Genomic DNA, 12,260 nt, shown 5'->3' on the forward strand with positions numbered 1-12,260 from the left:
TCCGAAACTATGTCACCTGAAACTTGCTCATAAAAACATCATTTCCGAAAATATGTGTGCGTTCTCGCAGATAACTGCCTAATTTTGCGCAAGATCACTCATCCTCACGCATCCTCCCGGCAGAAAGCGACAGGGGATGAGCTTTTCCCCTCTGCCTGCTGGCACACTGGTCAAAAATGCCGCGACAGGAAAAAGGAATGAAACGCACCGCATTAGCCTTTCTGATGTTACCCGCACTGGCACATGCCGACTGGTCATCGCCGGGGTTTAGCGCATTTAGCGCCGAAGGCACCGGAGTCTTCACCAGCCAGGCAAAGCTTGCGAAGGGTACGCGTCCTCTTACGCTGAGTTTTGACAAGACGTGCTGGCAGCCCACAGGCGCGATAAAACTCAATGAGATGCTGTCGCTCAAGCCCTGTGACGGCACACCGCCGCAGTGGCGACTTTTCCGCGACGGTGAATACCTGATGCGGATTGATACCCGTTCCGGCACGCCCACCCTGCTGCTGACGATTCAGAGTGCCGCAGAACAGCCGGTTGCAAACGTCATCCGCCAGTGTCCGAAGTGGGACGGTAAGCCGCTGACGCTGGACGTCAGCCATACCTTCCCGGAAGGCTCCGTCGTGCGCGACTACTACAGTAAACAGACGGCGACGGTGCAGAATGGAAAAATAACCCTGCAGCCAGCCGCCAACAGTAACGGCCTGCTGCTGCTTGAGCGCGCCGAAACCGACAAGCCGGCACCGTTTAGCTGGCAAAACGCCACCGTCTATTTTGTACTGACCGACCGCTATGTGAATGGCGATCCGAGCAACGACAACAGCTATGGCCGCCATAAAGACGGCATGCAGGAGATTGGCACGTTCCACGGTGGCGATCTGAAGGGGCTGACCAGCAAGCTCGATTACCTGCAGCAGCTGGGGGTGAATGCGCTCTGGATAAGCTCCCCGCTTGAGCAGATCCACGGCTGGGTAGGCGGCGGAACCAAAGGTGATTTCCCGCATTATGCCTATCATGGCTACTACACCCAGGACTGGACAACGCTCGACGCCAATATGGGAACTGAAGATGATTTACGCCAGCTTGTCGACGAAGCGCACAAGCGCGGGATCCGCGTTCTTTTCGATATCGTCATGAACCACGTTGGTTATGCCACGCTGGCAGACATGCAGGAATATCAGTTTGGTGCCCTGTACCTGCAGGGTGATGAGCTGAAAAAGACGCTGGGAGAACGCTGGACGGACTGGAAGCCGGGCGCAGGCCAGACCTGGCACAGCTTTAACGACTACATCAACTTTAGTGACAAAGCCGCATGGGAAAAATGGTGGGGTAAAAAGTGGATCCGCACCGACATCGGTGATTACGATAACCCCGGCTTCGATGATTTAACCATGTCGCTGGCATTTCTGCCGGATCTGAAAACGGAATCCACGACGCCTTCCGGATTGCCAAACTTTTACCAACACAAGCCCGATACCCACGCGAAGGCCATCAAGGGATATACCCCGCGCGACTACCTTACCCACTGGCTCAGCCAGTGGGTCCGTGACTACGGCATCGACGGTTTCCGGGTGGATACGGCTAAACACGTTGAGCTTGCGGCCTGGCAACAGCTGAAAGACCAGGCAAGCCAGGCGCTGGCCGCCTGGAAAGGGGCGAACCCGGACAAAAAGCTCGACAACGCACCGTTCTGGATGACCGGGGAATCCTGGGGCCACGGGGTGATGCAAAGCGATTATTACCGCCACGGTTTTGATGCGATGATCAACTTTGATTATCAGGAGCAGGCGGCAAAAGCGGTGGATTGCCTGGCCGATATGGATCTCACCTGGCAGCAGATGGCGGAGAAGCTGCAAAGCTTCAACGTGCTGAGCTATCTCTCATCCCACGATACGCGTCTGTTCCGCGAAGGAGGCCAGCGCGCAGCGGAATTGCTTCTGCTGGCGCCGGGCAGCGTACAAATCTATTACGGGGATGAATCCGAACGTCCGTTCGGGCCGACAGGCTCCGACCCGCTGCAGGGTACCCGGTCAGATATGAACTGGCAGGACGTCACGGGCAAGCAGGCCCTAACCGTCGCCCACTGGCAAACGCTGGGTCAGTTCCGTGCCCGCCATCCGGCGATCGGTGAAGGCAAACAAACCACGCTGTCGCTGAAAGAGGGGTATGGCTTCGTGCGCGAGCACAAGGGCGATAAGGTGATGGTGGTATGGGCGGGTAATCAATAATTATCCCCCTCACCCTAACCCTCTCCCCGCAGGGGAGAGGGAACCGTACGGCGCCGTCTTTTCCCCCTCGCCCCTTTGGGGAGAGGGCCGGGGTGAGGGGAAATCCCACCAGAACTATTCACTACCCAAATCCACTCCCGCCCTATAAAACAACAAATCCGACCACATCACCCGATTTGCACCAGCACGGTGCTAGCGTTATGGTTACCCACTTTCAAAATAAGCTCGACAGATCACCTGCTATGACGTTTTCACTTTTCGGCGACAAATTTACCCGCCATTCAGGCATTACTCGCCTGATGGAGGACCTCAACGACGGGCTGCGCACACCGGGCGCAATCATGCTCGGCGGCGGAAACCCGGCTCAAATCCCGGAGATGACGACCTATTTCCAGACGCTGCTCGCTCAAATGCTGGAAAGCGGTAAAGCAACCGATGCGCTTTGCAATTACGACGGCCCGCAGGGTAAAACCGAGCTGCTGGCACTCCTCGCCGAAATGCTGCGTGACGAGCTGGGTTGGGATATCGAACCACAGAATATTGCACTGACAAACGGCAGCCAGAGCGCGTTTTTCTACTTGTTTAACCTGTTCGCAGGGCGTCGCGCCGACGGCACCACCAAAAAAGTGCTGTTCCCGCTGGCACCGGAGTATATTGGCTACGCTGATTCCGGTCTGGAAGAGGATCTGTTCGTCTCCGCGCGCCCGAATATTGAGCTGCTGCCGGAAGGCCAGTTCAAATATCACGTCGATTTTGAACACCTGCATATTGGCGAAGAGACGGGCATGATCTGCGTATCGCGCCCGACCAACCCAACGGGCAACGTGATCACCGACGACGAACTGATGAAGCTGGATGTACTGGCAAATCAGCACGGCATCCCGCTGGTGATCGATAACGCCTACGGCGTACCGTTCCCGGGCATTATCTTCAGCGAAGCACGCCCGCTGTGGAACCCGAACATCGTCCTGTGCATGAGCCTTTCTAAGCTGGGTCTGCCGGGCAGCCGCTGCGGCATCATCATTGCCAATGAGAAAATCATCACCGCCATCACCAATATGAACGGCATTATCAGCCTTTCACCGGGCGGCATTGGCCCGGCAATGATGTGCGAAATGATCAAACGCAAGGACCTGCTGCGTCTGTCGAATGACGTGATCAAGCCTTTCTATTACCAGCGCGTTCAGGAGACGATTGCGACAATTCGCCGCTACTTGCCGGAAGAACGCTGCCTAATCCACAAACCGGAAGGGGCGATTTTCCTCTGGCTGTGGTTTAAGGATTTACCCATCACCACCGAACTGCTTTACCAGCGCCTGAAAAAGCGCGGCGTATTGATGGTGCCGGGCGATTATTTCTTCCCGGGTCTGGATAAGCCGTGGCCGCATACGCATCAGTGCATGCGCATGAACTACGTCCCCGATCCAGAAAAAATCGAAGCGGGTGTTAAAATTCTCGCCGAAGAGATCGAAAAAGCCTGGCGCGAAGGCAATTGTTAAATAATAAGGCTCTTCAAATGAAGAGCCTTATTTTTCCGTGATCTGAATCTTATATTAAGGATATATCCTGTAGCGTTTAATTTATCATCTCTCTTGAGTTTCCTTAGGAATATTCCTTTAATTTACACTCACTAACTTTCCCGTCAATAATTAAGCATCAATTAAAGATCTTAACTTATTGTTATTTTGAAATAACCACCTGCAACACCGCAAAATACCTTATTAAGTCACTTTCATGCATATTTAAAAATACTGCATATACTCACTAATACGCCGCTCGGCGTTCTTTTGCGTGGAGTATTCATATGCTACCTAATAATGTTAGTCGCATCAGCGCTATTGCTGTTGCGGTACTGCTCGCGTTCTCTCTTTCTGCCTGTAGTGGAAGCGGTGGCGGCTCTCATCACTCAACGGCCAAAAATAACCCTGCGACTGGAAGCAGCAGCGGCTCAGGTGATGGAAGTGGCTCGACCGCGAGCAATGGCGGTTCGGGCAGCAACGGCTCGGGTACCGGGACAGGCGCGGGTGGCGGAACGGGTTCTGGATCAGGATCGGGCTCAGGAGGCAATGGCAGCGGAGGAACCGGAACAGGCAACACGGGCGGTGGCGGAACCACTACCGCAGGCGCAAATACCATACTGGGTGATGCCGGTAAAACAGTAACCAGCGTCGGCTCTACGGTGGATGGTCTTGGAAGCCAGCTGCCGACAAATAATCCCGTCACGTCAACCGTTTCAACCACCGTCAGCGGTGTTGGCAGTGCTGTGTCCACCGTGGGGACAGGCGTCACGACTGGCGTTGGCGATCCAAATAACCCGAACGGTGTGGGTACCACGGTTAAAGGCGTGACCACGTCGGTCACCTCCCTTGGCAATACCGTTTCAACGGTAGGCACGGGCCTGGCGAGCTCCACTTCCGGAACACCGGTCAGCGGCGTAACCGGCCTGACGGGCAGCGTGGTCAACAGCACCGGGCAACTGGTCAGTAACACCGGCACGGGTCTCACCAACACGGTAAGCAGCCCTGCGGTCACTCAGGTAACAACCGATACCACGACCCTGGCTAACAAGACGCTGGGCGGAGTACAGGGCGTGACGCAAAGCGTAGGCACCACAACGGGTCTCGGCACACCGGTCAACGGTCTGCTGACACAGGTGGGTGGCACCGTCAGCGGCGTGGGGACCAACGTCAGCAACAGTAATAGCGGGCTTAACGGCGTGGGTCAGGTCGTCCAGAACGTCGGCCAGACGGTGACGGATAGCGGCACGCTGGTTAAACCCGCCACCTCGACGACCGGAGGAGGTTCAGGCGCTCTCACAGCCAATGCAAATGTGGCGGCCACGAACAACAGTTTGGGTGCAACGGTCAATACGACCCTCAGTACCCTGACGTCGGGCGTTACGGCCACAGCAACAACACATTAACCACCGGTCAAACAGTAATCTGCTTATTGTCATTCTGCGCCCCTGGTTCAGGGGCGCTTTATACGGCGACACTCCCCCTAACCGGGAATGATGAACAGGGATAGCGCGATGAAACACCACTTCCTTTTTTCGCTGACGGGGCTGGTTGTGCTGAGCATGGCCCGCGCCGATACACTGCCCTCTATTATTAACCCTGATAACCCGGCGCAAGTCTCTCGTAACGTTGCCCCAGAACAAACTGAGGCTGTCCCCCAGCCGAAAGTCAAAATAGAAAAACCGCAGTCAACGCTGACGCCTGAAACGCCCATTACCATTCATCACATTCAATTTATTGGCGGCACGCGTTATCCCTTGCAGGAATTGCTTCAGCCCTTCAGGCCGTACGCCGGAAAAACCGTGCCGCTAAAAACGCTCACCGGGCTGGTAAATGATATTACGGCGCGCTATAAGGCCGACGGTTTTCCGCTCTCCTATGCCTGGCTGCCGGATGATAATTTCCAGCAGGGCAATATTAAAATTGTTCTGGTTGAAGGGTATGTCGCTCACAGCGACATCACCAGTAATAACCCTCATATCGCCGAGCGTCTTAAACGATTGTCAGAAAAAATCATGGCGGAAAAACCGCTGTCACAGGATACGTTCGATCGCTATAGCCAGCTGATGACCCGTACCCCTAACGTTCCGGTCACGGCCAACGCGCAGCTGCCAACCAATATCTATGGCGCGGCGGCGATGCAGATAACCGGTAATCAGGAGCGGAGCTGGAATATCGCTTCCACCATCGATACCCGTAAAGGGCAAGATTTAATGATGCTGAACGGCACGCTCAGCAACATGACAAGCTATGGCGATCAGCTTGGTGTGGCCACGCTTGTACCGTTAGATAGCAACACGCGAAAAAACTATGTCGGTCTCAACTGGCAGCAGTTTTTAAACGATGAAGGGCTGACCATGCAGCTAAAAGGCAGCTATTACCGTGAAGATCCGCGAGATTTTTCTCCCCTGCTCTCTTTGCCGAACAATATCAAAGTCGATTCGAAGCAAAAAACAACGCAATACAACGGGGGCGTGACGTTTGGCTATCCCCTGCTGCTGACGCAAAAATCACAAATTAATCTGACCGGCGGTTTTGATTACACCGACCGCCAGGATGATTATGCCCTGCAGGCCAGACTGCAGGGCAAAACCTATAGTCTGAACTCCGTCAACCAACACGCGCGTTATCCCGCGCTGGAAGTGGGCATTAATGGTGCACATCAATTCACAACCGCCAGCATCAGCGGCAGGCTCAACGTCCATCAGGGTATTGATGCGATGGGTGCGGATATCGTCTCAGCCCCTAAACCCGATATGAATTTTACGCTCACGAAAAGCTATCTGGACGCTGCCTGGCTGTTTGCCGACAAATGGCGGCTATCAACGTCCTGGGAGGGAGACTGGTCAAATAACACGTTGCCGGAGCCCGAACGCGTTAGCTTCGGTGCCCAGCGCTTTGGCCGTGGATACCAGGACAGTGAAGCAAGCGGTGATTACGGCTATGGCGGGCAGGTAGAACTGCGCTATATCCAGATGCGAAAAGAGAGCACCTGGCTTGCCACAATCCAGCCCTACATCCTGGCCGATACCGCGCAAACCTGGTTTAACACCTCCGGTTTGCCTCATCAACGGCTCGGGTCAGTGGCGACCGGGGTGATGATAGGCGATACGCGCCACTATAGCGTCACGGTGGAGGCGGCAAGACCCGTCGGGGATGTTCCGACAGACAGTCGCAGCAGAGACTGGCGCTACAGTCTGACGTTCACGTGGAATTTCAATAAAATGCAGTAAGCTTTTCAGCCCGAATACTGGCAGGATCAACGCAGCGCAGCGCGTGGGTTGGACAGGCCTCCACGCAGGCCGGTCCGCCTTCGCGATGCGCACATAAATCACATTTCAGCGCCTGCGCTCTATTTCCCTCCAGACGAACCTGCATCGCCCCAAACGGACAGGCCACCACACAGCTTTTGCACCCAATGCAGCGCGTCTGCTCAACGAGCCAGGTGCCCGCCGTACGGCTGATGGCATGGGTTGGGCAGACATTGGCACAGGGCGCGTCCTCGCACTGATGGCAACCCACCGCTGTAGTGTAAGCGTCCCCCTTCACCACCCGAAGGCGGGAGGTGAAAGTCTGTGCGGTGAAGTCGTCCTGATGCGCAACCGCGCAGGCCACTTCGCAGGTGCGGCATCCGATGCATTTTCCCGCATCCGCCATGATAAATCGGTTCATCAGTTACGCCTCGCGCACGTTAAAACCCAGCTCTTTTGAGATAGCCTCTGCCGTTTCGCGCAGCGGCTTGAGCAAGTTCTTCTCACCCACCTGCTTCATGCGCGACGTCGACAGCGAGATAGAGATTGCATACGGGACGCGGCCGTGGATATCAAACACCGGCACGGCAATACAGGAAACGCCCAGCTCGTTCTCTTCTTTGTCCATCGCCATGCTGCGATCGCGAATTTCCGCCAGCTCATCATACATCGCGCTCAGCTCAGTGATGGTGTTGCGCGTCAAAGGTTGGATCTGTTCCTGATGGCTCTCCCAGTAGCTCGCCACGTAATCCTGATGACCAAACGCCATGTAGATCTTGCCCATTGCGGAGCAGTAGAGCGGCATATGCTGGCCGATATAGGCGCGCGTGCGCAGCATACCGGTTGTCGGTTCGAGCTTGTAAATCAGGATCGCGTGGTCGTCTTCCCGGCTGGAGAAGTTCACCGTCTCGCCGGTCGCAATGTTCAGCGCCTCAAGGTGCGGAGCGGCCACGTGAATGATATTCAGCGACGACAGCGCCTTTTGCCCGACGGCGATAAATTTGGTAGTCAGACGATAGCTGCCCGCCGCGGGCGCCGGGGTCACGTACCCGCACGACTGTAGCCCCTGCAGCAAGCGGTGCACGGTGCTCTTATTCAGCCCCGCCAGTTCCGATAAATGCGCAAGTGGACACCCGTTCGGATAGTTGCTGAGGATCTCAATCAGCATCAGGCCGCGAAACAAGCTCTGGCTGCCTGCTGGCCTCTCTTTCTCTTGCGTCATTTCGCTCTCTTTCATGCTCATTACATGGCTCCTGTTTAGCGCGTCCTGATGGTAGCGCAAAGTGTGGGTCAGTTCACGATCTCAACAGAAAAAACACAACCAGTTGATTTTAATCGATTTTGAAAAACATGAATGTCGTTGATCTGACAAAATTTGATCGCTATATTTGAAATCAGATTTCGCATAGTGAAATTTAGCGATAAAAAAGCACTCGCACTTGCCCTTAAAAGAACAGGAGAACAGGGATGAAAGTGACCTTCGAAGAGTTGAAAGCGGCGTTTAATCGGGTTCTGCTCGATCGCGGCGTGAAAGCGGAAACCGCAGACGCCTGCGCCGACATGTTCGCTCGCACCACGGAGTCCGGCGTCTATTCGCATGGTGTGAACCGCTTCCCACGCTTTATTCAGCAGCTTGATGCAGGCGATATCATTCCCGACGCTCAGCCCAAACGGGTGATGACATTAGGCGCCATCGAACAGTGGGATGCCCAGCGCTCCATTGGCAACCTGACGGCGAAAAAGATGATGGATCGCGCCACCGAGCTGGCGTCCGATCACGGTATTGGTCTGGTGGCACTGCGTAACGCGAACCACTGGATGCGCGGCGGTAGCTACGGCTGGCAGGCGGCGGAGAAGGGCTATATCGGCATTTGCTGGACCAACTCGATTGCCGTGATGCCCGCGTGGGGATCAAAAGAGTGCTGCATCGGCACCAATCCGCTGATCGTGGCTATTCCCTCTAACCCGATCACCATGGTCGACATGTCGATGTCAATGTTCTCCTACGGCATGCTGGAGGTGAATCGCCTGGCCGGGCGCGAGCTGCCGGTCGACGGCGGCTTTGACGACGAAGGTAACCTCACCCGAGAGCCGGGCGTGATCGAGAAAAACCGCCGTATTCTGCCGATGGGCTACTGGAAAGGGTCCGGCTTATCCATCGTGCTCGACATGATCGCCACTCTGCTCTCCAACGGATCTTCCGTCGCGGAAGTGACCCAGGACAACAGCGACGAGTATGGCGTGTCGCAGATCTTTATCGCCATTGAGGTGGATCGCCTGATCGACGGCCCAACTCGCGATGCCAAACTGCAGCGCATTATGGACTTCATCACCACCGCGCAGCGGTCAGATGAAAACGTTGCCGTCCGCCTTCCGGGGCATGAATTCACGCGCCTGCTGGAAGAGAACCGCCGCGACGGCATCACCATCGACGACAGCGTGTGGGCGAAAATCCAGTCTCTGTAAGGAGTGGGCCATGATATTCGGACATATTTCTCAGCCAAATCCGTGCCGCCTGCCGCGGGCGATTGAAAAAGCGTTAGATTTTCTGCGTACCACGGATTTCAGCATGCTAAAGCCGGGTGTGGTTGAAATTGAGGGACGCAACATCTTTGCCCAGGTGCTGGATCTCACCACCCGGGAACAGCACGAGAACCGCCCGGAAGTGCACCGCCGCTATCTGGATATTCAGTTTTTAGCATGGGGTGAAGAAAAAATCGGTATTGCCATTGATACCGGTAATAACGAAATAAGCGAATCATTACTGGAACAGCGGGATATTATTTTTTATCACGACAGCGAAAATGAATCCTTTATCGAAATGACACCCGGCAGCTATGCCCTATTTTTCCCGCAGGATGTGCATCGTCCTGCCTGTATTAAGAACAAGGAAGCCGCAATTCGTAAAATTGTGGTGAAAGTGGCCGTCAGCGAATTAGATTAATTTACTGATAAATACAGGAACGCAAAATGTCCAACACCAGTTTTATTATTGGTGCGTACCCCTGCGCACCCTCGTTTCACCAGAAAGGAGAACAAGAAGAACAAACCTTCTGGCGGGAACTTTCCGACACGCCGAATATTTGCGGGCTGGAACAGCCGTGCCTTGAAAATCTTCATCCTCTTGGCGACGAATGGCTGTTCCGCCATACGCCAGGTGAATGGCAAATTGTGGTCACGGCAGTGATGGAAACCATGCGCCGCCGCGGTATCAACAGCGCATTTGGCCTGGCGTCAGCCGATGAAACGCAGCGTAAAGCATGCGTGGACTTTTACCGGCATCTGCACCAGAAAGTTAACGCCGTGAACGCCCGTTATCCGGGCAAAGTGATAGCCCTGGAAATGCAGGCAGCCCCGCAGGCGGGCAATGTTTCCGTCGAACAAGCCACCGAGGCGTTTTCCCGCTCCATCCGTGAAATTACAGGCTGGGACTGGGGCTGCGATCTGGTGCTGGAACACTGCGATGCCATGAACGGCCCGGCACCGCGCAAGGGTTTCCTGCCCTTAGAGCAGGTGCTGGAGGTGGTGAAAGAGACGGATATCAGCGTCTGCATCAATTGGGCGCGTTCGGCCATCGAAGGCCGTAATACCACCCTTCCGCTTGACCATGTGCAGGCCGCGCTCAATGCCGGGAAACTGGGTGCATTGATGTTTTCGGGCACGACCACCCACGGGGAGTACGGAGAATGGCAGGATCTGCACGCGCCGTTTTCCTCATTCTGTGCCGACAGTTTGATGACAACTGAACACGCAAAATCACTCTTTACTGCGGCGAGCGCCGCAACGTTGAAATTCTCCGGTATTAAATTACTGGAAATAAATGCTAATGCTGATGTCAGCCATCGCATCGCCATTTTACGCGACGGTATCAGCGCAATGAATAAAGCAACGCAATAACAATAAGAAAAGTTTATTCCGGTTACCTTACTGAGAGATTAACTATGAATATTTCTACTCATGCTCTACATGCGGACATTCCGCGCCAGCGCTGGCTAAGAATCATTCCTCCCATTCTTATCGCCTGCATTATTTCATATATGGACCGCGTGAATATCGCATTTGCGATGCCGGGTGGTATGGATGAAGAATTAGGTATTACCGCAACAATGGCAGGCCTGGCGGGCGGGATCTTCTTTATCGGCTATCTGTTCCTGCAGGTTCCCGGCGGCAAGATTGCCGTGCACGGCAGCGGCAAGAAGTTTATCGGCTGGTCGCTGGTTGCCTGGGCGGTGATCTCTGTGCTTACGGGTCTCGTGACGAATCAGTATCAGCTGCTGGTGCTGCGCTTCTTACTCGGCGTGGCGGAAGGCGGGATGCTGCCCGTTGTGCTCACCATGATCAGCAACTGGTTCCCGGACGCCGAGCGCGGTCGCGCCAACGCGATTGTAATCATGTTCGTGCCCATCGCCGGGATCATCACCGCCCCGCTGTCGGGCTGGATCATCACCGCGCTCGACTGGCGCTGGCTGTTCATTATTGAAGGTTTAATGTCCGTCGTTGTGCTGGTGCTGTGGGCGTTCACCGTGTACGACCGGCCGCAGGAAGCGCGCTGGATTTCAGAGGCGGAGAAAAACTATCTGGTGCAAACGCTGGCGGCTGAACAGCAGGCCATCGCTGGCAAAGAGGTGAAAAACGCGTCGCTCGGCGCAGTGCTGTCCGACAAAACCATGTGGCAACTGATCGCCCTGAACTTCTTCTATCAGACCGGGATTTACGGCTACACGCTCTGGCTGCCGACCATCCTGAAAGAGCTGACGCACACCAGCATTGGTCAGGTGGGCATGCTCGCCATCCTGCCTTACATCGGGGCCATTGCGGGCATGTTCCTGTTCTCCACGCTCTCTGACCGCACCGGCAAGCGCAAGCTGTTTGTCTCCCTGCCGTTGATTGGCTTCGCGCTCTGCATGTTCCTCTCCGTGGCGCTGAAAGAGAGTACCTGGCTGGCCTATGCCGCACTGGTGGGCTGCGGGTTCTTCCTGCAATCCGCCGCGGGCGTGTTCTGGACCATTCCGGCGCGACTGTTCAGCGCAGAGATGGCGGGCGGCGCGCGAGGCGTGATCAACGCCCTGGGCAACCTCGGTGGCTTCTGTGGCCCGTATGCGGTTGGGGTGCTTATCACCCTGTACAGCAAAGATGCCGGCGTTTACTGCCTGGCCGTTTCACTCGCCCTGGCGTCGCTGTTGGCTCTGCTGTTACCGGCGAAATGCGATGCCGGCGCAGAGCCCAATCCCACGGTGACTCCGCATAAACGTGCGGCCTGATGC

10 protein-coding genes are annotated in these 12,260 nt (G+C 55.4%); 8 read left to right on the plus strand and 2 right to left on the minus strand.

Annotation, left to right across the window (positions count from 1 at the left end):
- Positions 1–197 precede the first annotated feature (197 nt).
- The 4 genes from AC0TNG_RS02295 (at position 198) to AC0TNG_RS02310 (ending at position 6,978) form a co-directional block, all read left to right on the plus strand.
- Positions 198–2,228: an alpha-amylase gene (locus AC0TNG_RS02295; protein WP_417928004.1), complete on the plus strand. Its 2,031-nt coding sequence runs from the start codon at positions 198–200 to the stop codon at positions 2,226–2,228.
- A 242-nt stretch (positions 2,229–2,470) separates the two neighbouring features.
- Positions 2,471–3,727, plus strand: a complete 1,257-nt coding sequence (avtA, locus tag AC0TNG_RS02300) for a valine--pyruvate transaminase (protein ID WP_048992863.1) — start codon at positions 2,471–2,473, stop codon at positions 3,725–3,727.
- A gap of 305 nt (positions 3,728–4,032) precedes the next feature.
- Positions 4,033–5,151, plus strand: a complete 1,119-nt coding sequence (locus AC0TNG_RS02305; RefSeq protein ID WP_417928003.1) for a collagen-like triple helix repeat-containing protein — start codon at positions 4,033–4,035, stop codon at positions 5,149–5,151.
- 108 nt (positions 5,152–5,259) lie between these two features.
- Entirely contained in the window at positions 5,260–6,978 is a 1,719-nt protein-coding gene (locus AC0TNG_RS02310) for a ShlB/FhaC/HecB family hemolysin secretion/activation protein (RefSeq protein ID WP_473712721.1), read from the plus strand.
- Here the strand turns inward: AC0TNG_RS02310 and AC0TNG_RS02315 are convergent.
- Positions 6,962–7,417, minus strand: a complete 456-nt coding sequence (locus AC0TNG_RS02315) for a 4Fe-4S dicluster domain-containing protein (protein ID WP_061716192.1) — start codon at positions 7,415–7,417, stop codon at positions 6,962–6,964. The two genes, AC0TNG_RS02310 and AC0TNG_RS02315, sit on opposite strands and share 17 nt — an antisense overlap.
- Positions 7,418–7,420: 3 nt before the next feature.
- Positions 7,421–8,239, minus strand: coding sequence for an IclR family transcriptional regulator YiaJ (gene yiaJ / locus AC0TNG_RS02320; RefSeq protein WP_021242452.1), 819 nt, complete (start codon positions 8,237–8,239; stop codon positions 7,421–7,423).
- 224 nt (positions 8,240–8,463) lie between these two features.
- Here yiaJ and yiaK point away from each other — a divergent pair, with 224 nt between their 5' ends.
- From yiaK to AC0TNG_RS02340, 4 genes are read left to right on the plus strand one after another with little or no spacing between them, the layout of a single operon-like run.
- A complete protein-coding gene (gene yiaK / locus AC0TNG_RS02325) occupies positions 8,464–9,462 on the plus strand; it encodes a 3-dehydro-L-gulonate 2-dehydrogenase (protein ID WP_463727237.1) in 999 nt (332 codons plus the stop codon).
- A gap of 10 nt (positions 9,463–9,472) precedes the next feature.
- Positions 9,473–9,940: a YhcH/YjgK/YiaL family protein gene (locus AC0TNG_RS02330; RefSeq protein WP_473701897.1), complete on the plus strand. Its 468-nt coding sequence runs from the start codon at positions 9,473–9,475 to the stop codon at positions 9,938–9,940.
- Positions 9,941–9,966: 26 nt separating this feature from the next.
- On the plus strand, positions 9,967–10,893 hold the full coding sequence (locus tag AC0TNG_RS02335) for a DUF4862 family protein (protein WP_473712722.1): 927 nt from the start codon (positions 9,967–9,969) through the stop codon (positions 10,891–10,893).
- Between the two features lie 44 nt (positions 10,894–10,937).
- Entirely contained in the window at positions 10,938–12,257 is a 1,320-nt protein-coding gene (locus AC0TNG_RS02340) for an MFS transporter (RefSeq protein ID WP_024909052.1), read from the plus strand.
- Positions 12,258–12,260 lie beyond the last annotated feature (3 nt).

It is taken from the genome of Enterobacter sp. PL_is514 (assembly GCF_055816715.1).